Here is a 21,947-nt window from a genome sequence, read left to right as displayed (position 1 = left end):
GGAAAGAAACCCTCTCCGGCCCGCTTGAAGATTAATGGAAGACGGCGTCCGGGTTATCCAGGCTGTCTGACCCTTCAAACGCAACCCCGTCCAGCTCCAGCGCGGTTACGATGCGCTCGATCGTTTTGGTCTGATCGATCAGGCCGTTGACGCCGCCCATGATCAGGGCCTCACCGCCTTCGTTACCGCGCTCAAGCATCTGGTCATAGGCAAATCCCGCCTCGGCCGTTGTCTTGATCTTGCCCAGGGCCTGCATGGTGGCGGCCAGTTTCGCTTTCATCTCGGTATCCAGCGCCGGATCGGTGGCGATGACCAGATCGGCCAGAGATGCGCCCGAAACCGGGGTGCCATCAATGCGGGTATAGCTGCCCAGATAGACGTTCTGGATGCCCAACCCGTCATAGTAATGGCTGTTGTGGGTGTTGTCCGAAAAGCAGTCATGTTCTTCTTCGGGATCGTTCAGCATCAGGCCAAGGCGCATCCGTTCGCCGGCTTGCTCGCCATACGAGAGAGAGCCCATGCCGGTCAGGATCGCGCCGATCCCTGCTGCTTCGTTCTCGACAAGGGCTGCGCGCGCCGCTCCGCCGTCTTTCCACTGATCCGCCATCCAGGCCAGATCGCTGACCAGCAGTTCGGTCGCAGCGCTCAGATATTGCGCGCGACGGTCGCAATGGCCGCCGGTACAGTCCTCGCCCTGCGCATAATCAGTCGCTGGGCGGTTGCCGGCACCGGCGCCATGGCCGTTCATGTCCTGACCCCACAGAAGGAACTCGATGGCGTGATAGCCGGTTGCCACATTCGCCTCGATACCATCGGCTTCGTGCAAGGTGTCGCTCAGCAGTTCGGGGGTGATTTCGCTGGCATCAATGGTCTCGCCCGACAGTTGGAAACTGGGGTTGGCGATGACGTTCAGCACGGCAAATTCGTTTTCGTCCGTCGCGCCGCCGTAGGCCACGTCGACATAGTCGATCAGCCCTTCGTCCAAGGGCCAGGCGTTCACCTTGCCTTCCCAGTCATCAACGATGGCATTGCCGAAGCGATAGACTTCCGTCTGCTGATAGGGGACACGCGCAGCAACCCAGGCCGCGCGCGCCGCGTTCAACGTTGCGTTCGAGGGATCGGCGATCAGCGCGTTGACCGCATCCTGCAATTTCCTGGCTGAAATCAGGCTGTCCTCAAATTTGGCTTCCGCAATATTGGCATAGGTGTTCAGTACATCTGCCTTGCTGGGGGCATCACCCGAGATCGCGGCGGTTGCCATGCAAAATGTCAGGGCGCTGGCAGTGGTGAATAACTTGGTCATAGGAGTTCGATGCTTTCCTGTCAGAACTGTCGGATCGCGCGGGGATGCCCCGCGGGTTTTGCGAAGAAATAACTGAGTGATTTAGTCGGCAATGTCAACCTGAGTTTTATTGTCGGATATAGGTGGTGATGGTTGAATCCCACGCTCCTCCCCAAATCTGGCGAGCTCCGATCCGAGGGTTAACGTTGCGTGGCAGGTGATTCGCGGTAAAATCACTGTTGTGATTCTGTTAAAGGCGGTTTTTGGTTAATGAAGTGCTCTGTTCTGGCGTTGTCTCTTTTTCCGGCAGCTCTTGCCGCTCAGGCGACGCAGATCACGCCCACCCATCAACATGGGTCCGGTCAATTGGAAATCGTGTTTACGGACACGGAATTTACGCTGTCGCTCAGGGTTCCAAGCATTGACATCATTGGGTTCGAGACCCCGGTGGCAAGTGATGACGAGCGTACGCGTGTCGCCATCGCGATTTCCGAACTGTCCAAACCACTGGATCTGTTTGTCGTCCCGCCCGACGCCGTGTGTTTTACCGCATCTGCAAACGTGATCCTGACGCATGATATTCCGGGGCAGCAGGACAACGCGGGCGAGGGGGGCACGTCATTCGCAACGGGCGAACATTCGGAATTTCAGGCTGACTACGTTGTTCAATGTCAGGATATGGATGCGCTGACCACGATGGAATTTGCGTATTTCCAGCGGTTCAACGGGACAGAGAAGCTGAACGTTCGCGTCGGATCAGGCGCGGCGACCAGCGCCCATGAAATCACGCGCGCCGCGCCCAGGCTGGATATGACGCAAATCCGTTAGAAATGGCGCTTGAGCGCCTGTTGGGCGGTTTCAGGCACGCAGCCGAATCTGTCGAGCCAAGATTGCCCCGTCCATCCTTGGGGTGCCGGGCAGAAAACGAACACCTCAGATCGAAGCAGATTGCTCCCCGGTGCGATCTTTGAATGCAGCAAGGACGAAACCTGTAATTTATATTTTTCACAAGTGGTTATGGCCTTTGAGGTTGCCGGACTTCGCTGAATCAAAGTCTCCAATTGAGGCAAAGATTAACGAATAAGGGCACAAGAATCGCATGTATGACAAGTTCTCGCAAAACTTATGCCAATATCCAAATCTATTGGTACATCATCCTGCCGATCTGTTGACTAGTCCGGTTTTAATGAGGGGGTATCTCGGCAGGGTTAGGGGGATGCCCGTTCAGGCCCGTCATGGGCCGAAAAAGCGCGGCATCCCCTGCCGTTTCGATTGCGGCAAACCCACTACCACACAATGTCAGTCGATCTTGTTGCGTTGCGCGTGCGGGGTGACGCCAAAGCTTGATCGGTAGACGCGCGAAAAATGGCCCGGGTTTTCAAAGCCACAGGCCACGGCAACCTCGGTGACGGATGCTTCGGTCTGAAGCAACAATTTCTGGGCGCGCTCCAGCCGCATTTCCATGAAGTATTTCTTGGGCGACGTGTTGAGGTATTTTCCAAACAGCCGCTCAAGCTGTCGGGTTGAAATGCCAAGCTCTTCTGCAATGAACGAGGGGGAAACCGGGGTTTCGATACTGTCCTGCATGATGGTGATCGCCTTGGCGAGGTGCGCATTGCGCATTCCGTTGCGTGATTGCAGGGAAACCCGTTGTTTAGCTGTGGCATTGCGTACCGCGTTATAGACCATCTGATCCGCCACATCGATGGCCAGTTCTTCACCGTGATCGCGTTCGATCAGGTGCAGCATCAGATCCGCCGTTGCCGTTCCGCCAGATGCGGTAATGTGCTTTTCATCGGCTACGAACACGCTGCGTACCAGGTTGACCTCGGGAAAGGCCTCCATGAACGCGTCGTGATATTCCCAGTGGATTGCCGCTTGCATTCCGTCGAGAAAGCCAGCCTCGGCCAGCACCCATGCCCCTGAGCACAGGGCACCGATTTTCGTGCCGCGCGCGCGTTCGCGGCGAAGGGTTGCAAGCAGGGGGCGGGTGACGTGGTCACGCATGTGAATGCCCGACAAGACAAACAGCTGATCACATTTGGCCAGGCCCTGAAGGCCGGAATGCACCAGCGTGATGGATCCGTTCGAGCACACGGCTTGCTCGCCTTGTTCGGACACAAAGGACCAGCGGTACAGTTCATCGCCGCTCACAAGATTGGCGATCCGCAAGGGTTCGACTGCGCATGAAAACGCAAGGTGCGAGAACTCCTCGACAAGGACGAAAGTGATGTGCCGCGTCTGAGGCATGAGCAGTACCGTTTGCAAGCTGGGACAAAGCCCAGAACATGAGTCTATTTCGCAGGCTCCCATGCTGCACGAATTTTCATTGTATACAAGTTGTATTTTTTTAGAATACAAAACTGTGACCGCACGCGATTCGACCGCGTTCGCCGAACAGAAGGATGAGGCCAAAGCATGAAAGACGAAGCCAAGTCTCGTAAAAGCGCGCTGAAAGAGCACCTGAAAGTGTCCATCCTCACGCTGCGCCTGCGCCCAGGCGCCGATCTGGACGAAGCGCACTTGTCCGAGGAATTCGGCTTGTCGCGCACGCCGCTGCGCGAGGTGTTTCGACAATTGGCTGGCGAAGGCTATCTGGATCTGCGGGCAAACCGCAGCGCCCGGGTTTCCGAGATGTCCTACACCACACTGCGCGACTTCTTCCTTGCCGCGCCCATGGTATACGGAGCGATCCTGCGTTTGGCGGCTTTGAATGCGTCGAACGCCCAGATCAATGATTTGAAAGAGGCCCAGCAGGCGTTCAAGGCGGCCCTTCGGTCCGGGTCCGGCGAGGACCGAGCCTTGGCCAACAACCGCTTTCATGACGTGACCGGCGAAATGTCCGGAAATGTCTACCTGCTGCCGTCGTTCAACCGGCTGTTGATCGATCACGCCCGGATCGGCATGACGTTTTACCGGCCTCAGACGGCTGAGATGTCCGAGAACCTGTCCGAAGCAAGCCGCCAGCACGACGCCATCATCGCCGCCATCGAGGCGCGCGACGAGGCAGCTGCTGCGCAGCTGGCCGAAGATCACTGGAACCTGTCACGCGATCAGATCGAGATGTTCGTGATGCCTGACGCGCTGGATGTCCCGATGGGAATCCCGCCCCTTTCGAAACCTGCATGAGGACGGAATGAACCCGATTTTCAAGTTTGAGGGGATTTATACCCCTGTGGTCACGCCCTATCACGACGATGGCAGCGTGAATTGGGACACGCTGTCCGACGTGATCGAATACCTGGTCGAAAACGGCGTGCATGGCCTGATCTCGGGGGGCTCGACCGGTGAGAACTATGCCCAGACCGTCCACGAACGTGTCGAACTGGCCCGGTTCACGCATGAGCAGTTGAAGGGTCGGTTGCCATTGGTGGTTGGCACAGGCGCGATGCTGACGCCGGATTCGATTGCCTTGGCATCTGGCGCGCGTGAGATCGGCGCCGATGCGATCCTGCTGGCCAGCCCGCCGTATTCGGTGCCGACTGATCGGGAAAACGCGCTGAATGCGCTGGCTATCGACAAGGCCGCTGATCTGCCTGTTATGCTGTACAACTACCCGCACCGCACCGGTACGATGATGGGCGAAGAGTTCCTTGACCGTGTGGGCCGCAGCCGGAATTTCTGCGGCATCAAGGAAAGCTCGGGCGATATCAACCGGGTGCATTTGCTGGCCCGCGACTATCCGCATATCCAGCTTGGCTGCGGCATGGATGATCAGGCGCTCGAATTCTTTGCCTGGGGTGCGCCGTTCTGGGTGTGCGGCGGGTCCAACTTCCTGCCTGCCGAACATGTGGCTCTGTATCAGGCCTGCGTGGTCGAAGGGAATTTCAACAAAGGCCGCCGGATCATGTCTGCGATGATGCCGCTGATGCGGGTGCTGGAACAGGGTGGCAAGTTCATCCAGACCATCAAGCATGGCGTGACCATGAACGGGATCGATGCGGGCGCTATGCGGCCTCCGTTGAAGGGCTTGAACAAGGACGACAAACGCGCGCTGGAACAGGTCACGCGCGTGCTGAAAAAGACAATCGCCGACATCGTGGCGGAAGGGTAAGAGACATGGATCTGCTAACACAGGACGAATACCAATCCATCGCCGCAGGCCTGAACCTGCCGACCGGGGCGTTCATCGACGGCGCATTCCGCCCGGCGATCTCGGGTGAGACGTTTGCAACCGTAAACCCGGCCACCGGCGACAAGCTTGCCAATATCGCATCCTGCGGTGCGGCGGATGTGGATTTTGCAGTCGAAAAAGCGCGCGAGGCCTTCGACGATGGCCGCTGGTCGAAACTGCACCCGTCCGAGCGCAAGGGCGTGCTGATCCGGCTGGCCAAGCTGATGACCCGCAATGCCCGCGAACTGGCGGTGATGGAAAGCCTCGACAGTGGCAAGACCATCTATGACTGCGAAACCGTGGACGTGCCCGAAACCATCCACTGTCTGAAATGGCATGCCGAGGCGATCGACAAGATCTACGATCAGGTCGCACCTGCCAGCGACGACCATATCGCCATGGTCGTGCGTGAGCCGATCGGCGTCGTGGGGCTGGTACTGCCGTGGAACTTCCCCCTGCTGATGCTGGCGTGGAAGATCGGCCCGGCACTGGCGGCGGGATGTTCAGTGGTTGTGAAACCCGCGGCTGAAACCACACTGACCGCGCTGCGTATGGCCGAACTGGCGATGGAGGCTGGCCTTCCCCGCGGCGTGCTGAACATCGTACCGGGTGGCGGTGCCGACGTGGGCGAACCCATCGGGCGGCACATGGATATCGACATGGTGTCCTTCACCGGCTCGACGGTGACGGGCAAACGGTTCCTGACCTATTCGGCGGAAAGCAACGCCAAGGAAGTGGTGCTTGAGATGGGCGGCAAGAACCCTGCCATCGTCATGGATGACGCCGAAAACCTAGACCGGGTGGCGGCGCATGTGGTGAACGGTGCGTTCTGGAACATGGGCGAGAACTGCTCTGCCTCGTCGCGCCTGATCGTGCACAAAGACGTGAAAGCCGAACTGCTGGACCGCATCGCGCATCACGCCAAACAGTGGAACATCGGCGACCCGCTGGATCCTGAAACCCGCATGGGCGCGCTGGTCAGCGAAGGGCATTACAACAAGGTCTGCGGATATCTCGATCAGGTTGAAAACGTGGTGATCGGCGGCAAGGCCGATAAAGGCTTTGTCGAGGCGACCGTCGTCGAAGTGCCGGGCAATGACGCCGTGCTTGCCCGAGAGGAGATCTTCGGCCCGGTCCTGTCGGTGATCGAAGTGTCGGGCTTTGACGAGGCCATCAAGATCGCCAATGACACCGACTATGGCTTGTGTGCCTCGATCTTTACCGCCAACGCCAAACGGGCCATTCGTGGTGCGCGGGCGATCCGGGCGGGCACCGTGACCGTCAACAGCTTTGGCGAAGGCGACATCACCACGCCGTTTGGCGGCTACAAGCAATCGGGCTTTGGCGGGCGCGACAACTCGATCCATGCGCATGATCAGTACACCCAGCTGAAAACCATCTGGATCGATCTTGCAGACGACGCCGACGAGGCTGTGGATTGACACGATACGAGGCCAAAAGACTGCCGCGGCAGACCGGTCCGGCGGGATGGAATGCCATCCTGCCGCCCCAGGACCCTCTGCCAGAGCTCGAACAGGACCTGACCGCCGACATCACCATTGTCGGCGGAGGGTTTGCCGGGCTGACGGCGGCGCGGCGATTGCACCAACTGGACCCTTCGCTGAAGATCGCCGTGCTGGAAGCGGGCCGATTTGCCGATGGTTCGGCGGGGCGGAACTCGGGGTTCATGATCGACCTGCCGCATGATCTGGCCTCGGACAATTACGCAGGCGATGTGCTGGAAGCGGATCGCGCCGCCATTGCCCTGAACCGCAAGGCCATCGCTTTCGCGACCGAGGTCGCCGCCGATTGCGACCTGCCGCAGGAAATGTTCGACCCTTGCGGAAAATACAATGCAGCCGCCACACGGGCAGGAGACGCCCATAACCGCGCCTTCGCCGAGCATCTGACCAAACTGGGTGAGCCGCACACGCTGTATGACCAAAAGCAGATGCAAGAGATCACGGGCAGCCCGCATTATGTTTCGGGGCTGTTTGCGCCGGGGACGGTGATGATCCAGCCCGCAGCCTATGTACGGGCGCTGTCGGGTCAACTGGCTGGCCAAATCAACGTATTCGAGAACGCGCCAGTCACCAGCTTTGAAAAGCAGGGCGCAGGTTGGGTGGTCAACACCGCCAGGGCCAAAGTCAGCACCGGGCGGATCGTTCTGGCCAACAATGGCCATCTGGAAAGCTTCGGATTCTACCAACGGCAATTGATGCATATCTGCCTCTACGCTTCGATCACGGCGCCGCTGACCGAGGCGCAGATCAAGACACTGGGCGGGCAACCGCGCTGGTCGGTGACCCCGGCGGATCCGATGGGCACCTCGGTCCGGCGCATTTCGGGCAGCTATGGGGATCGCATCCTGATCCGCACCGGGTCCAGTTTTCACCCGACGATAGAAACCACCCGGATGCGGTTGCGCAATGCCGGCTGGGTGCATGACCGGAAGTTCCGTGAACGCTTTCCGCATCTGCCCGATGTACGGATGGAGCATCGCTGGGCCGGGATGCTGTGCCTCAGCCGCAATGGGTCTGCGGCGTTCGGCGAAGTGGCGGATGGCGTGTTCTCGGCCTGCTGCCAGAACGGCCTGGGCATCGCCCGCGGCACCCTGCAAGGCATGGGCATCGCGGAACTGGCGCTGCAAGGCGGATCAGAGATCGCGGATCACTTTCTGGGGCAGCCGGATCTTCCGCGATTGCCGCCCGAGCCATTCGCCTCGCTTGGGGCGAACAGCTATCTGATCTGGAAAGAATGGCGGTCCGGCAAGGAATGACGCGTGGGCATCAGGGCAAGCTCAGCTTGGCCATACGCCCACCATCTATCGTAAAGACCTGCCCGGTGATGAAACCCGCATCCCCGGACGCCAGAAACGCGACGAGCGCGGCAACTTCTTCAGACCGCCCTGTTCGGGCCACCGGGTGGATCTTGGCGATGTCGCGACGGAATGCGGGCGGGTCGGGCATGGATTCGATGAAATCCTCGTTCAACTCGGTATCGATCCAACCGGGCGCGACGGCGTTGCAGCGGATACCTTCGCCCCCGTGATCCACGGCAACGGCGCGGGTCAGGCCGTGCAACCCTGCCTTTGATGCGCAATAGGCAGCGTGACCGGGATTGCTGCCCAGGCCTTCTATGGATCCGGTGTTGACGATGGCGCCCTTGGTCTGGCGCAGATGCGGCAGCGCGGCCTTGATCATCAGGAACGGGGCGGTCAGGTTCACCGTCAGGTTGCGGTGCCAGTCCTCAAGGCTCATTCCTTCGACCGAGGCTTCCTGCATCATGCCGGCGTTGTTGATCAACACGTCCAGACGCCCGGCTTTCGCAATCACTTCGTTGACCACCTTTGCCGGGCTATCGGGAAGGGTGAAATCTGCAGCAATGCCTTGGAATTCGGTGTCCTGACCACGTTGGGCGGTGAAGACAAGTGCGCCTTCGTCGTGCAAACGCCGGGCAATGGCCTTGCCGATGCCGCTGCTCGCGCCGGTGACCAGTGCCACCTTTCCGTCGAACCGCTTCATGATACCGGTTTCCCTCCATTGACCTCGACGAGCGTGCCGCAAACATAGCGCGACGCGTCCGAGACCAGGAACATGATGACGTCGGCGATGTCCTCGGGCTCGGCGATCCGGCCCAGCGGCACGGTCCGGCCCAGTTCGGCCACGGCTGTATCGGGGTCAAAGCCCCGCTTTTCAAAGCCTGATCGCAGCATCGGGGTATTCACCTCATTCGGGCATACCGCGTTGATGCGGATACCCTGATGGGCGTGATCCATGCCCATGCACTGGGTCAGGGACGCGATGGCCGCCTTGGTCATGCAATAGACCGCATGATTGGGGCCGGGGCGCAGCCCCCAGCAGGACGAGGTGTTGACGATGGCCCCGCCGCCAGCGTCCGCCATGATCGGAATTGCCGCACGACAAATGCGGAACGGTGCTTCGACATTGACACCCAATGACAGAGACCAATTCGCATCAGACGTATCCGTGACCGACCCGCGCGTGATGACGCCCGCATTGTTGATCACGATGTCAAGCCCGCCCAATGCGGACGCGGCTGCGCCGGGCAGCTGGTCTGCATATTCGGGAACAAGCAGATCACCGGGCAGATGTGCCTCGGCCTCGATGGCATCGACAGCCCGGTCGGCGACTGCGACCCGCGCCCCGGCATTGCGCAGGCGTTGAACGATTGACGCCCCGATGCCGCCAGCCGCGCCAGTGACCAGAGCCGATTTTCCTTTCAGGTTCATGACGTCATCCACTTTTAGAACGATGCGACAGGTGTGCCGAGCAGGCTTTCATCAGGAACCACGCCCAGCCCCGGCCCGGTTGGCAGCGCGATATGCCCGGCGTCGACCCGGATGCCGTTTTCGGGATCGTAGTTGCCTTCGATATATGGCGCAGCCAGCCAGACGCCTTCCAGCAGGTCGGGCCGAACGGTTGCACCGATATGGGTGCATGCAGCGGCGATGATGTCCCCGCCCCAGCTGTCATCGCAGGTATGGGGCAGGTTGCGCGCCTCGCAGATATCACGGAAGGCGCGCATCGGGTGCAAGCCACCGATGCGGGTGACCTTCATGCCGAACCCGTCGACCAGACCGGTGCCCGCCGCCGAGACCACGGTGTTCAGGCTGGTGCTGTTTTCATCCATATAGATGCCATGCGTGACCTGAGGCCGGATCTTCCTGAGATCTTCGATTGTGTTGCAGGGCTGTTCCATGATGAAGGGGATTTCGGGGCATTCGCGGCTGACCCGCAGGGCGTCTCGTGTGGTCCAGCCCCGGTTGCCGTCGACGGCCAGACGCATACCCGATCCCTTGACCACGTCCCAAACCTTTCGGATGGTTTCGATGTCGATCTCGACCGGGCGGCCTCCGACCTTGATTTGCAGACGCGGGTAGCCTTCGGCCATTTTCTCGGCAGCCAGTTTCGCAATGTCGTCGGGTGCACCGACGCCCGTGGCATAATAGGACGGCACCTTTTCCGAGACCGCTCCGCCCAGCAAATCGGAAACCGGAACACCCAAGTGTTTGCCAAGCAGGTCGTGCGCCGCAATGTCGATGGCGGCCTTGGCATAACCATGACCGTTCAACAGCCCATCCATCCGGCGATGCAAGGCCAGAGGCAGGACCTCTGTTCCGATCAGGCCCGGGGCCATTTCGACCAGAGCGGCGCGCGCCCCGGCGGCGTGCGCCTCGGCATAGGTCGGGCCAACCGGGCAGGTCTCGCCCCAGCCGGTCAGACCGTTGTCCGACACGATTTTGACCAGCGTGGTATCGAGCGCCCAGACCTCGGCATTGGCCATCGTATAGGGCCCGTTTTTGACTTGCAGGTCGTGGCTGTAGATGTGCAGTTCGGCGATCTTCATCTTGGTTTACGTGTCTTGAGTGGAAAAAAGGGCCCACCCGGATGACGGGTGGGCAAGTACGGGGAGTGTGGATCAGTATGTTTGGTTCAACTCGTCCGCCGCCGGGATTTCCCTTTCGCGACGCGCGATATAGTCCACAAGGGCCTCGTTCTTGGCCTCGTCCAGCTTTGGTTCTTCATATTCGGCCAATAGTTTCCGCGCACGTTTCAGGGCGCGTTCGGTGATTTCCACCTCCCCCTCGGCCACCCATTGCTCGATCGAGTTGTTGTCGAACAGTTCCGGCATGAAGAACGCGGTCTGAAAGTTGTCCTGCGTGTGCGGATGACCCAGATAATGCCCGCCGGGCCCCACATCGGGAACCGCTGCCAGGGCCTGGTCGAAATCGTGCCACATTGGGCCTTCCGCCATCCGGTAAGCCATCGCGCATTGTTCGGCGTCGACGATAAACTTGGCGACCGAACAGTGCATGCCCGCCTCGTTCCAGCCTGCCGAATGCCAGATATAATTGGCCCCGGCGTGAATGACCGCGCTGAGCGTCGTGGCGGATTCGTACCCGGCCTGTGCATCAAAGGTCTTGGCCCCACCCAGAGTGTTCGAAGTGCGCCACGGTACGTCGTAGAAGCGCGCCATCTGGCCGATCATGAAGTTCATCAGGCTGATTTCGGGCGTGCCGGCCATCGGCGCGCCGGATTTCATCGAAACGGTCGACAGGTAATGTCCCCAGATCGCCGGGCAGCCCTTGCGGATCACCTGCGTATAGGCCAGCGCCGAAAGCGCCTCGGCGGTCAGCTGCGCCACGGTCGCGGGCACCGATGCCGGGGTGTTCGCGCCACCCAGAACAAAGGGCGAGCACAGAACCGGCTGATTGCGGCGGCAGAAGGCCCGCATCGCACCCAGCATGGTTTCGTCCCACACCAGTGGGCTGTTGCCGTTGCAGTTGCCGGTGGTGACCGGATGATCGTCAATGAACCCTTCGCCGAACAGGATATCGCACATATCCATCACATCCTCGGCATTCCTGGGCGAGGTGGTCATGCCCATGAAGGTCTTGTCTGAGTACTTCATCGACGAATAGGTGATGCGCAGGTGCCGCTGGCTGATCGGGTGGTCGTAGGGCTCGACAATGTGATGGGCCGAGCTGTGCAGCGCCGGCATCATGTGCGACAGCTTGTGGAACATCGCCAGATCATCCAGCGTCGGGTTCCGGCGCACGTCATCCAGATCGCGCAGGAAAGGGGCCCCGGTCATTGGCACGAAGATCGCGTGCTTGCCACCCAGTGCAAGGTTCTTTTGCGGATCGCGCGCGTGATAGGTGAACTGCGCCGGAATGGTCGAGATCAGCTCGCGCACCATATTTCGGTCCAGATAGACCAGTTCGCCGTCAACCTTGGCCCCGGCTTTTTTCCAGTCTTCCAGCGCGATGGGGTCGCGGAACTGAACGCCGACATTTTCCAGAATGTCCATCGCCGCATTGTCGATGCGCTCAACCTGGGTTGCGTCCATGACCTCGCACAGCGGGATGCCTCGGGTCAGGCCCGGCAGCATGTCGAAATTTGGAGCGGTGCGTTGGGCTCGGCGGGCAGAACGTCCGCCGGAACGCGTGACAGTGCGAGTGGTCAAGGGGCAATCCTCCAATTTAGAAACAAACTGACGGATTCGCGGCGCAACCACCTCTCTGATTGCGATATGTGCTTGCAATAAGCGACACGGGTCATTCCAAATAATTTTGTCCCTGCGTAACGAAAAAGACGCCGGGTCATTGTTACCTGTGTGACCTACTTCACAGCCAGGCAAGTGCATATATCTGCAACAGATAAACGCAGGGTTGTTTCAGAAGGCACTCACTCATGCACCACAAAACAGAGATGCTGATCGTCGGCGCCGGGTTTGCCGGGCTGACGATGGCGCTTGAGGCGCGCAAGCGCGGTATCAAGGATATCGCGATTTTGGAAAAGGCCGATGATATCGGGGGGACATGGCGCGAAAATACCTATCCCGGTGTCGCCTGTGATGTGCCGTCGCATCTGTATTCCATGGCGACCCATCTCAACCCGCATTGGAGCCGCGCCTATGCCGGTGGCGCGGAAATTCAGGCTTATCTGCAAAATGTCGCGCGTCAGGAAGGGTTGTATGACCTGTGCCATTTCCGGCAGGAGCTGAAATCGGCCAGGTGGGATGGAACGCGATGGCAAGTTGAAACGATGGATGGCCAGCAATGGTCGGCGCGGTTTCTGGTCTCGGCCATTGGCGCACTTCATTATCCCAGCATCCCGGATATCCCCGGCGCCGACGGTTTTTCGGGGCCCAGTTTCCACTCGGCCGAATGGAATCACGAAGTCGATCTGACCGGCAAGCGCGTGGCGGTCGTTGGAACCGGCGCATCCGCCGTTCAGTTTGTACCCGAGATCGCCAAGATTGCAGGCCACGTCGCGATCTTTCAACGCAGTGCGCCTTACGTGATGCCGCGCCCGGACGGTCCGATTGCGCCCTGGGTGCGCAGCCTTTACGCTTGGCTTCCCATTTTGCCCCGCATTCGGCGCAAGCTGATATTCATGATCTTCGAATTTCGCCACCGCGTGTTTCGTGGTGAGGAACGCGCGGTGAATTTTGCTTTGAAGATGTGGCAAAAGGCATTGGAGCGCGCCATCACCGATCCGGTCGAACGGCGGACTCTGACCCCCGACTATCGGATCGGCTGCAAACGTATCCTGAGTTCGAACGATTGGTACCCGACCCTGGCCCGCGACAATGTCAGCGTTGTTCCGAAGGGCGTCGCTCGAATCGAAGGTGACACGGTCATCGCGGCGGATGGCACCCGGACCAAGGCGGATGTCTTGATCTGGGGCACCGGGTTTCACGTAACCGACGTGGTCGAGCGTCTGGACATTACCGGTACGGACGGGCTGACGCTGCGCTCTGCCTGGTCGGATGGCATGTGCGCGCATCTGGGTACCGCAGTTTCGGGTTTTCCCAATTTCTTCCTGCTTCTGGGGCCGCATACCGGGTTGGGGCACAACTCGGTCGTGCTGATGATCGAGGCCCAGGTTGGCCATATCGGCCGGGTCCTGAGCGAGATGCAGCGCGAAGGGTTGTCCGCAATCACTCCAGACGCCGCAAAACAGGCGGCGTTCACGCGGGAAATGCACAGCCGCCACGCGGACGGCGTCTGGCAGGCCGGCGGCTGTACATCCTGGTACATGGATGCGGAAGGCCGAAACACGACCTTGTGGCCCGGCACCGTTGCCGAGTTTCAGAAACGCATGGCACAATCAGGGTTGGAGCAATACGGACCCGCCGCCCCTGGCAATGGAGAAAGTTGAATGACAACCGTTCTGATCGCAATCGCCGTCCTTGTTGCGGTTCTGTTTGTCTTGAACCTGTGGACCCGGAAGATTACCCGCCGGGGTCGTGAAACCGTGCCGCAGCTGGGTCAGATCACACCCGTTCGCGGCGGCAGCATCCACTATGTGGAAAAGGGAAATCCCGAGGCGCAGACCATCGTCATGATTCACGGTCTGGCCGGGCAGTTGCAGCACTTTACCTATGCGCTGGTGGATCTTCTGGCCGACGACTACCACGTTATCGCGCTGGACCGGCCGGGATGCGGGTATTCAACGCGCGATACGGCCGAGCTGGCGCAATTGCCCCACCAGGCTGGCATGATTGCCGAGTTTCTGGACAAAAAAGGCGTGGACCGCGCCGTTCTGGTCGGCCATTCACTGGGGGGCGCGGTTTCACTGGCGATGGCACTTGACCACCCGGCCCGGGTCGCTGGTCTGGCGCTGCTGGCGCCGCTGACGCATAAACTGCCCGAAACCCCGGCGATCTTCAAACCGCTCCAGATCCGCTCCGAATGGATGCGCAGCCTGATCGGCAACACGCTTGCCGTTCCCCTTGCGTCCAAAACCGCGCCGCACACGTTAAGTGCCGCGTTTGACCCGGAAACCCCGCCTGATGACTTTCTGGACCGGGCAGGTGGCGCGCTTGGCCTGCGACCTTCCGCCTTTGTCACGGCCTCTCAGGACGTTGCCGGCGTCGATGCCAGTATCAACGCGCAGGTCGCGCGCTATCCGAATCTGACCGTCCCAGGGGGCATCTTGTATGGCCGCCAGGACGCGATACTGTCGCCGCCGCTGCACGGGCCGACAATGACCGAATTCGGGCTGAGTTACGAAGAGCTGGACGGGTTCGGCCACATGATTCCGATCACAGAGCCCGAAATCTGCGCCGCCTTCATCCGCAGGATGACCGAAGCGGCCACATCCCCCCAGACATCCTTGCAGGACAAGCCATCAGAGCAGGCGTGAAAGAAATCTTGAGGTTGGTTGATTTCCCTCTTGACCCTCCCGGGCCCCTCGCTTACATCGCCTCTCACTCACGGCGGAGTAGCTCAGTTGGTTAGAGCAGCGGAATCATAATCCGCGTGTCGGGGGTTCAAGTCCCTCCTCCGCTACCAAAACCCTTCCCATTTTGTTGAATGGTTTGAGGCCGCAACGCCGGGGATCCTCCTTCGCTTGTGTATCTACGTATCCAGCCGGCAACACCCGTCTTTGTGCAGATGCTGCCAGCTTGTTCTGGCGTGCCTTGTGCGTCAGATCCGCCCCATGCCGTTAAACAGCCGGGGGGCTGCGTCCTTGATCGCCCGGCGGCCGTGCTTTACCCGTGTGTGTTGTCGATCACGGCGATATCCCCGTCCTGCCAGTTGATTTCGACCGTGCAGCTTTCGGCGATGTCGTGTTCTTCGTTCGTCAAGAAAACCTCCGCCGCCCCACATCAGGGAATTTACAGGAAGTGTCCCGAGAGTCCGAGCATATCTACAACATCGACTAAATCGGAAATCATGGTGCTGCTGGAGAGAATTGAACTCTCGACCTCTCCCTTACCAAGGGAGTGCTCTACCTCTGAGCTACAGCAGCGCTGTGGGCGGGTGATTAGACTCAAACGAAACGCGGCGCAAGGGTGTCTGGACGGTTTTTTTCGCCTCCTGTAGAGAAAGATCATGACGAATAAAAATTCACCCAAAAAACAAGGCAAATCCGGGGATGCGCGCGAAGAGCGGCTGAAAGCGGCGCTGAAGGCCAATATGGCCCGGCGCAAGGCGCAGGCCAAGGCGCGGGCGACCTCTGGGGACAAGGCCGACAAGGACAAGGGATAAGAGCAGATGGATTCGATTCTGGTGACGGGCAACGGCCCGCTAAATGGTCAGATACCGATTGCGGGGGCCAAAAACGCGTGTCTGACGCTGATGCCTGCAACCTTGCTGAGCGAAGAACCGCTGACGCTGACGAACGCACCACGTCTCAGCGACATCAAGACCATGACCGCTCTGCTGCAATCACTGGGGGCCGAGGTGTCGTCGCTGCAAGATGGTCAGGTGATCGCGATGTCGAGCCACAGCCTGACCAGCCAAACGGCGGATTATGACATCGTGCGCAAGATGCGTGCCTCGAATCTGGTGCTGGGCCCCTTGCTGGCGCGGTTCGGGCAGGCGGTTGTTTCTCTGCCCGGTGGCTGCGCGATTGGTGCCCGTCCGATGGACTTGCATGTGGAAGGGCTCGAGGCGCTGGGCGCCGAGATCGAGCTCAAGGACGGCTATCTGCATGCCAAGGCTCCGGGCGGCCTGAAAGGGGCGGTGCACGAGATGCGATTTGCCTCGGTCGGGGCCACCGAAAACATCGTCATGGCGGCGACGCTGGCCAAGGGCACCACGGTGCTCAAGAACGCCGCGCGCGAGCCCGAGATCGTCGATCTGGTCGAATGCCTGCGCAAGATGGGTGCGCAGATTTCGGGCGAGGGCAGTTCGACCATCGAAATTCAGGGCGTCGACCGGCTGCACGGTGCCACTCATCAGGTTGTCACCGACCGGATCGAACTTGGCACCTATATGCTGGCCCCGGCGATTTGCGGCGGCGAGGTCGAACTGCTGGGCGGGCGCATGGCGCTGGTTGAATCCTTTGCGGCCAAGCTCGACGCGGCGGGGGTCAGTGTCACCGAAACCCAAAACGGCTTGAAAGTGGCGCGCAAGAACGGCCGTGTGCAGGCTGTGGATGTGGTGACCGAACCCTTCCCGGGCTTCCCGACCGACCTTCAAGCGCAGATGATGGCGCTGATGTGCACGGCTGAGGGCACCTCGGTTCTCGAAGAACGCATTTTCGAAAACCGCTTCATGCATGCCCCGGAACTTGTGCGCATGGGCGCGAATATCGAGGTGCACGGCGGCACCGCCACCGTCACGGGTGTCGAAACCCTGAAAGGCGCCCCGGTGATGGCGACGGATCTGCGGGCTTCGGTGTCGCTGATCCTCGCCGGATTAGCGGCAGAAGGTGAGACGACGGTAAGCCGGGTCTATCATTTGGACCGCGGATATGAACATGTGGTGCGCAAGCTGGAAGGCGTGGGCGCAAAAATCGAACGGATCAAGGGCGAATGACGGACGCAAGTTTTGAAGACGGGCGCGAAGCCCCGCTGAATCTGGGGGCTGAGGATGCAGATGACCTGAAGGTGATCTCGACCCTGGTGCAGGATGCGGTTTTTCCCGTGACCGAGATGAAATGGCAACCGTCGCACCGCCGCTTTGGCCTGTTGCTGAACCGTTTTCGCTGGGAAGACAAAGATGCCGCCGCCCGCCGTGACCGCCCGTTTGAACGGGTGCAGTCGGTGCTGGTCTTCGATTCCGTTCTGTCCGTGGCCAGTCAGGGCATTGATCGCAGCGAGAAAGACATGGTCATGTCGCTGCTGTCCGTCGAATTCGAACCCGGTGAGGATGGCGCGGGCCAGGTCTTGCTGACCCTGGCGGGTGACGGCGCGATCCGCCTGAAGGTCGAGGCGTTGGATGCCACGCTCAAGGACGTCACGCGCCCATATCGGGCCCCATCCGGCCGGGCCCCACAGCACCCCGAATAGATGCAGAACAAGCGCGGCATTTCTCAGGCGTTTTCAAATGTGCCCGAGGGTATTGCCCTGCGTCCCGCGACCGTGTTCGATGTGTTCGACATCAGTCGCGTGCTGATACGGTCGATCACGCAGCTTTGTGTGGCCGATCACAACAATGATCCCGGCCATCTGGAACAATGGACCGCACACAAGGACCCGGCGACCATCCGGGGCTGGTTCAAGCCGGGATAACAGATCTGGCTGGCCGAGCGTGAAGGGCGGGTGGTCGCGGTCGGTGGGTTGTTCGAAACCGGCAAGATCACCTTGCTCTATGTTGACCCGGATCACGTCGGCAGCGGGGTGGGGGCCGCGTTGCTCAACCGGCTGGAACGGCAACTGGCTGCGTGCGGCTGTACCGAGGTGCATCTGGACGGCACGAAAACCGCCCGGGAATTCTATTTGCGCCACGGCTGGAAGGTCACCGGTCAATGCAGTGACAGTCGGGACCTGACCTGCTTTGCCATGCGCAAATCGCTGCACCCCCAGGGCTGAGGGTTGAGGCCGCGCCCCGTGGGCGATATGTCCCGTGGCGCAACGCCCGGAGTGCCAGATCATGCCCGTTTTCCTTGACGCCACATCACCCGATTTCGAAACCGCCTTTCAGGCCCTGCTGTCCGCCAAGCGCGAGGACAGCCCGGATGTGGACGCGGTTGTGGCGCAGATCATCGACGATGTCCGCAACCGGGGCGACGCGGCAGTCATTGAATTGACCGCGAAATTCGACCGGTTGGAGCTGACGCCCGAAACGCTGGCCTTCAGCGCTCAGGAAATCGCGGACGCGGTGACGCAGGTCTCGGCCGAGGATCGCGCGGCGCTGGAACTGGCCGCCGCCCGCATCCGGGCCTATCACGAAAAGCAGATGCCTAGCGATCACAGCTGGACGGATGAGGCCGGGGCCACGCTGGGCTGGCGCTGGTCGGCGGTTTCTGCCGCGGGGCTTTACGTGCCGGGCGGGCTGGCTTCTTACCCGTCATCGGTGCTGATGAATGCCATCCCGGCCAAGGTGGCGGGGGTTGAACGGCTGGCCATCGTGGTGCCCACCCCGGACGGGCAGGTGAACCCGCTGGTGCTGCTGGCAGCGCAGCTGTCGGGTGTGGACGAGGTCTATCGCATCGGCGGCGCGCAGGCCGTGGCGGCGCTCGCCTATGGCACAGACACCATCGCGCCGGTCGACAAGATCACGGGCCCGGGCAACGCCTTTGTTGCGGCGGCCAAGCGCCGTGTCTTTGGCAAGGTCGGCATCGACATGATTGCGGGCCCTTCCGAGATTCTGGTTATCGCCGACAAGAACAACGATCCCGACTGGATCGCGCTGGACCTGCTCAGCCAGGCCGAACACGATGAAAGTGCGCAGTCGATCCTGATCACGGATGATGCCGCTTTTGGCCAAAGCGTCGCTAAGGCGGTCGAAAAACGCCTCGAAACCCTGCAACGCCGCGCCATCGCCGGGGCCAGCTGGCGCGACTTCGGTGCCATAATCACCGTCCGTGATCTGGATCAGGCTGCAATCCTATCGAACCGTATCGCCCCGGAACATCTGGAGCTTTGCGTCGCAGACCCGGTGGCGCTGAGCGAAAAAACCATCCACGCCGGGGCCATCTTTCTGGGCCAGTACACACCTGAAGCCATCGGTGATTATGTGGGCGGTCCCAACCACGTGTTGCCCACCGCGCGTTCGGCACGGTTTTCGTCAGGCCTCAGCGTGCTGGATTTCCTCAAACGCACCACGCTCAGCCAGATGACCCCCGAAGCCCTGCGCGCCATTGGTCCTGCCGCCGAACAGTTGGCGTGCTCGGAAAGCCTCGAGGCGCATGGCCTCTCGGTCACCGCGCGCCTGAACCGCCTGAATGGCTGAAATGACGCAAAGACCTGGCGCATATGGCGTTTCTGTGCGTTGCCCGTTGAATATCATTGCTATAGGTCTGTGCTGACGCAAGGAATGTGACTGTAAAGATGACCCGCATCTCGCATATCGAACTGGATGATAGAAATCTGCCGCCGCCCACGCCCGAGATCGAGCAGGAACGCAAGGTTGCCATCTATGATCTGCTGGAAGAAAACAGCTTCTCGCTGCCCAAACGCGACGACCGCGTTGTGCCCGAAGGCCCCTATCGCCTTCAGCTTTCGATCCGCGACAAACGGCTTGTCTTCGACATTGAAACCGAGGCCAACGAAAAAGCGGCCGAGTTTCACCTGTCGCTCGGTCCCTTCCGGCAGGTGGTCAAGGATTACTTCCAGATCTGCGAAAGCTATTTCGATGCGGTGAAATCACTGCCGCCCAGCCAGATCGAAACCATCGACATGGCCCGCCGGGGTATCCACAACGAAGGCAGCCGCGTGTTGCAGGAACGGCTGGAAGGCAAGGCAGATGTCGACACCGACACCGCCCGTCGCCTGTTCACGCTGATCTGCGTTCTGCATTTTGGGGGCTGACGCGTGAAGCCTCTGCCGCAGTCGGTCTTGTTCTGTTGCGACCACAACGCGGTTCGGTCCCCGATGGCCGAGGGGCTGATGAAGAAATTCTATGGCACCGGCACCTATGTTCAGTCCGCCGGCGTGCATAACGATCTGGAAATCGACGGCTTCAGCATCGCCGTCTGCCACGAGGTCGGCGTGGAACTGTCCCGCCACCGCTCACGCTCCTTTGACGAGATGCAGGAATGGGGTGATGACCTCAGCTCGTTTGATCTGGTGGTGGCGCTTTCACCCGCCAGTCAGCGGCAGGCGCTGGAACTGACCCGGGTTTTTCACCTCGATGTCGATTATTGGCCAATAATGGACCCTACCGGGTTGGGCGAGACCCGCGAAGAAAAGCTACATCACTACCGACAGACCCGCGATCAGATCATCAAACATCTGAAAGACCGCTGGGGCGAACCTACGGAGTGACCATGAACCAGACCGTCAAAACCTATTTCGAAGCCTTCAATGCCGGTGACGTGGATGCCATGCTGGCCTGCCTGTCCGATGACGTGGCCCATCACGTGAACGAAGGCCAGATCCGCATTGGCAAGGACAAGTTCGCCGCGTTCTGCGCGCATATGAACCGGTGCTACAAAGAAAACCTGACCGACATCGTCGTGTTCGAAGCCGAAGGCGGCACCCGCGCCGCAGCCGAATTCATCGTCAACGGCACCTACCTGAAAACCGATGATGGCCTTCCGGATGCGCATGGCCAGACGTACCGCCTGCCTGCCGGTTCGTTCTTCGACCTGAAGGATGGCAAGATCTCCCGCGTCACCACTTTCTACAACCTGGCAGACTGGACCAAACAGGTTTCGAATGGCTGAGGTCACCGACGTCCGCCCCCTGACCGGAGCGGCACTCGGGGCCGCTCTGGACGATGTCGCCCGCCTGCGGATCAGAGTGTTTCACGCCTGGCCCTACCTCTATGACGGCGATCTGGAATACGAACGCAAATACCTGCAATCCTACCGCGACAGCGACAAGGCCATCGTGATTGGCGCCTTCGACGGCGACCGCCTGATCGGCGCCTCGACCGGCGCACCGCTGACTGACCACGCTGACGATTTCGCGGCGGCCTTCGAGGGCTCCGGGCTTGACCTGCATGACATCTTCTATTGCGCCGAATCGGTGCTGTTGCCCGACTATCGTGGGCAGGGTGTCGGCCACAGGTTCTTTGACGAACGCGAAGCCCACGCCCGCGCGCTGGGTTTCACCAAATGCGCATTCTGCGGCGTGCAACGCCCGGCAGATCATCCGATGCGGCCCGACAATTACCGCCCGCTGGATGCCTTCTGGCGCGCGCGGGGGTATGAACCATTGCCCGGTGCGATCGCACAGTTTTCGTGGAAAGACATTGGGGAAGAGGGTGAGACGCTGAAGCCGTTGCAGTTCTGGATCCGGGATCTCTGAACGCCAAACGCAAAAAAATTCCCGAATCATGGTAGTGTTGGGTTTTCTGTGGGGGAATTGCCATGAAACGCTATGTTATCGAACGCGATCTTCCGGGTGTCGGTTCCATGTCCGGTGACGAACTGTGCGGCGCGTCTGCGAAGTCGAACGAAGCGCTGGCGCAAATACCCGGCGTGCAGTGGGAGCATTCCTATGTTGCTGGTGACAAGACCTTTTGCATCTATCTGGCCGAGAGCGAGGACGCGATCCACAAGCATGCGGAACTCAGCGGGTTCCCGGCCAACACGGTCACCGAAGTGACCACGATCATCGATCCGACGACCGCAGGGTAATTGGGCTGTACTCCGGTCTGCGTCCGCGACTAAGGTCACG

At 60.3% G+C, this 21,947-nt stretch carries 24 protein-coding genes and 2 tRNA genes; 19 read left to right on the top strand and 7 right to left on the bottom strand.

Going from position 1 to position 21,947, the window contains the following annotated elements; all coding sequences use genetic code 11:
- Window positions 1-31: 31 nt before the first annotated feature.
- The gene (locus tag I9185_RS07565) at window positions 32-1,303 is read right to left on the bottom strand and encodes an imelysin family protein (RefSeq protein ID WP_210092696.1); all 1,272 of its coding nucleotides are present in this window, start codon (window positions 1,301-1,303) and stop codon (window positions 32-34) included.
- 249 nt (window positions 1,304-1,552) lie between these two features.
- Between I9185_RS07565 and I9185_RS07560 the strand changes: the two genes are divergently transcribed.
- The gene (locus tag I9185_RS07560) at window positions 1,553-2,110 is read left to right on the top strand and encodes a DUF2796 domain-containing protein (protein ID WP_209832354.1); all 558 of its coding nucleotides are present in this window, start codon (window positions 1,553-1,555) and stop codon (window positions 2,108-2,110) included.
- Window positions 2,111-2,581: 471 nt separating this feature from the next.
- Here I9185_RS07560 and I9185_RS07555 read toward each other — a convergent pair whose 3' ends face one another.
- Window positions 2,582-3,532 (bottom strand): GlxA family transcriptional regulator, encoded by a 951-nt coding sequence (locus I9185_RS07555; protein WP_210092695.1) that lies wholly within the window; start codon window positions 3,530-3,532, stop codon window positions 2,582-2,584.
- A gap of 168 nt (window positions 3,533-3,700) precedes the next feature.
- Here I9185_RS07555 and I9185_RS07550 point away from each other — a divergent pair, with 168 nt between their 5' ends.
- Genes I9185_RS07550 through I9185_RS07535 form a run of 4 tightly spaced genes read left to right on the top strand, consistent with a single transcriptional unit; the run spans window position 3,701 to window position 8,175 of the window.
- Entirely contained in the window at window positions 3,701-4,411 is a 711-nt protein-coding gene (locus tag I9185_RS07550; protein ID WP_210092694.1) for a GntR family transcriptional regulator, read from the top strand.
- A 7-nt stretch (window positions 4,412-4,418) separates the two neighbouring features.
- Window positions 4,419-5,336 (top strand): dihydrodipicolinate synthase family protein, encoded by a 918-nt coding sequence (locus I9185_RS07545; RefSeq protein ID WP_210092693.1) that lies wholly within the window; start codon window positions 4,419-4,421, stop codon window positions 5,334-5,336.
- Window positions 5,337-5,341: 5 nt separating this feature from the next.
- Complete coding sequence (locus I9185_RS07540; protein ID WP_210092692.1) at window positions 5,342-6,838, top strand: aldehyde dehydrogenase; 1,497 nt, start codon at window positions 5,342-5,344, stop codon at window positions 6,836-6,838.
- Window positions 6,835-8,175: an FAD-binding oxidoreductase gene (locus I9185_RS07535; RefSeq protein WP_210092691.1), complete on the top strand. Its 1,341-nt coding sequence runs from the start codon at window positions 6,835-6,837 to the stop codon at window positions 8,173-8,175. Before I9185_RS07540 ends, I9185_RS07535 begins: the two co-directional genes overlap by 4 nt.
- 10 nt (window positions 8,176-8,185) lie before the next feature.
- Here the strand turns inward: I9185_RS07535 and I9185_RS07530 are convergent, their stop codons facing one another.
- From I9185_RS07530 to I9185_RS07515, 4 genes are all read right to left on the bottom strand, one after another.
- Window positions 8,186-8,920, bottom strand: a complete 735-nt coding sequence (locus tag I9185_RS07530; protein ID WP_210092690.1) for an SDR family oxidoreductase — start codon at window positions 8,918-8,920, stop codon at window positions 8,186-8,188.
- On the bottom strand, window positions 8,917-9,648 hold the full coding sequence (locus tag I9185_RS07525; protein ID WP_210092689.1) for an SDR family oxidoreductase: 732 nt from the start codon (window positions 9,646-9,648) through the stop codon (window positions 8,917-8,919). The genes I9185_RS07530 and I9185_RS07525 overlap by 4 nt, the downstream gene beginning before the upstream one ends.
- A gap of 14 nt (window positions 9,649-9,662) precedes the next feature.
- The gene (locus I9185_RS07520; RefSeq protein WP_210092688.1) at window positions 9,663-10,766 is read right to left on the bottom strand and encodes a mandelate racemase/muconate lactonizing enzyme family protein; all 1,104 of its coding nucleotides are present in this window, start codon (window positions 10,764-10,766) and stop codon (window positions 9,663-9,665) included.
- Window positions 10,767-10,838: 72 nt separating this feature from the next.
- The gene (locus tag I9185_RS07515) at window positions 10,839-12,386 is read right to left on the bottom strand and encodes a trimethylamine methyltransferase family protein (RefSeq protein WP_210092687.1); all 1,548 of its coding nucleotides are present in this window, start codon (window positions 12,384-12,386) and stop codon (window positions 10,839-10,841) included.
- 227 nt (window positions 12,387-12,613) lie between these two features.
- On the opposite strand from I9185_RS07515, the gene I9185_RS07510 reads away from it, so the two are divergent.
- From I9185_RS07510 to I9185_RS07500, 3 genes are all read left to right on the top strand, one after another.
- Window positions 12,614-14,086 carry an NAD(P)/FAD-dependent oxidoreductase gene (locus I9185_RS07510; protein WP_209832373.1) on the top strand — a complete coding sequence of 491 codons (1,473 nt, stop codon included), beginning with the start codon at window positions 12,614-12,616 and terminating at the stop codon, window positions 14,084-14,086.
- On the top strand, window positions 14,087-15,073 hold the full coding sequence (locus I9185_RS07505; RefSeq protein ID WP_210092686.1) for an alpha/beta hydrolase: 987 nt from the start codon (window positions 14,087-14,089) through the stop codon (window positions 15,071-15,073). It begins immediately after the preceding gene.
- Between the two features lie 72 nt (window positions 15,074-15,145).
- Window positions 15,146-15,222 (top strand) — tRNA-Met (locus I9185_RS07500).
- A gap of 385 nt (window positions 15,223-15,607) precedes the next feature.
- On the opposite strand, the gene I9185_RS07495 is transcribed toward I9185_RS07500, so the two are convergent.
- Window positions 15,608-15,682, bottom strand: a tRNA-Thr gene (locus tag I9185_RS07495).
- Between the two features lie 83 nt (window positions 15,683-15,765).
- On the opposite strand from I9185_RS07495, the gene I9185_RS07490 reads away from it, so the two are divergent.
- The 11 genes from I9185_RS07490 (at window position 15,766) to I9185_RS07445 (ending at window position 21,907) form a co-directional block, all read left to right on the top strand.
- Complete coding sequence (locus tag I9185_RS07490; protein ID WP_171118532.1) at window positions 15,766-15,921, top strand: hypothetical protein; 156 nt, start codon at window positions 15,766-15,768, stop codon at window positions 15,919-15,921.
- A gap of 6 nt (window positions 15,922-15,927) precedes the next feature.
- Window positions 15,928-17,196 (top strand): UDP-N-acetylglucosamine 1-carboxyvinyltransferase, encoded by a 1,269-nt coding sequence (gene murA / locus I9185_RS07485; protein WP_152458871.1) that lies wholly within the window; start codon window positions 15,928-15,930, stop codon window positions 17,194-17,196.
- A complete protein-coding gene (locus I9185_RS07480) occupies window positions 17,193-17,669 on the top strand; it encodes a DUF2948 family protein (protein ID WP_210092685.1) in 477 nt (158 codons plus the stop codon). Before murA ends, I9185_RS07480 begins: the two co-directional genes overlap by 4 nt.
- Window positions 17,670-17,891, top strand: coding sequence for a hypothetical protein (locus I9185_RS20365; RefSeq protein WP_245223426.1), 222 nt, complete (start codon window positions 17,670-17,672; stop codon window positions 17,889-17,891).
- A 3-nt stretch (window positions 17,892-17,894) separates the two neighbouring features.
- Window positions 17,895-18,191 (top strand): GNAT family N-acetyltransferase, encoded by a 297-nt coding sequence (locus tag I9185_RS20360; RefSeq protein ID WP_348539723.1) that lies wholly within the window; start codon window positions 17,895-17,897, stop codon window positions 18,189-18,191.
- Window positions 18,192-18,252: 61 nt separating this feature from the next.
- On the top strand, window positions 18,253-19,554 hold the full coding sequence (gene hisD / locus I9185_RS07470) for a histidinol dehydrogenase (protein WP_210092684.1): 1,302 nt from the start codon (window positions 18,253-18,255) through the stop codon (window positions 19,552-19,554).
- A gap of 98 nt (window positions 19,555-19,652) precedes the next feature.
- On the top strand, window positions 19,653-20,132 hold the full coding sequence (locus I9185_RS07465; RefSeq protein ID WP_171722821.1) for a UPF0262 family protein: 480 nt from the start codon (window positions 19,653-19,655) through the stop codon (window positions 20,130-20,132).
- Window positions 20,133-20,135: 3 nt separating this feature from the next.
- A complete protein-coding gene (locus I9185_RS07460; protein WP_171634118.1) occupies window positions 20,136-20,588 on the top strand; it encodes a low molecular weight phosphatase family protein in 453 nt (150 codons plus the stop codon).
- A gap of 2 nt (window positions 20,589-20,590) precedes the next feature.
- Complete coding sequence (locus I9185_RS07455; RefSeq protein ID WP_210092683.1) at window positions 20,591-20,989, top strand: ketosteroid isomerase-related protein; 399 nt, start codon at window positions 20,591-20,593, stop codon at window positions 20,987-20,989.
- Window positions 20,982-21,575 (top strand): GNAT family N-acetyltransferase, encoded by a 594-nt coding sequence (locus I9185_RS07450; protein ID WP_210092682.1) that lies wholly within the window; start codon window positions 20,982-20,984, stop codon window positions 21,573-21,575. Before I9185_RS07455 ends, I9185_RS07450 begins: the two co-directional genes overlap by 8 nt.
- Window positions 21,576-21,637: 62 nt before the next feature.
- Window positions 21,638-21,907, top strand: a complete 270-nt coding sequence (locus I9185_RS07445) for a DUF4242 domain-containing protein (RefSeq protein ID WP_171722823.1) — start codon at window positions 21,638-21,640, stop codon at window positions 21,905-21,907.
- The last annotated feature ends 40 nt before the right edge of the window (window positions 21,908-21,947 follow it).

Origin of the sequence: Ruegeria sp. HKCCSP346 (assembly GCF_017872595.1) — a bacterium.
Classification (GTDB): Bacteria; Pseudomonadota; Alphaproteobacteria; order Rhodobacterales; family Rhodobacteraceae; genus Ruegeria.
Note: the sequence above shows the minus strand (reverse complement) of the source record. Positions and strands in the feature narration are given on the sequence as shown.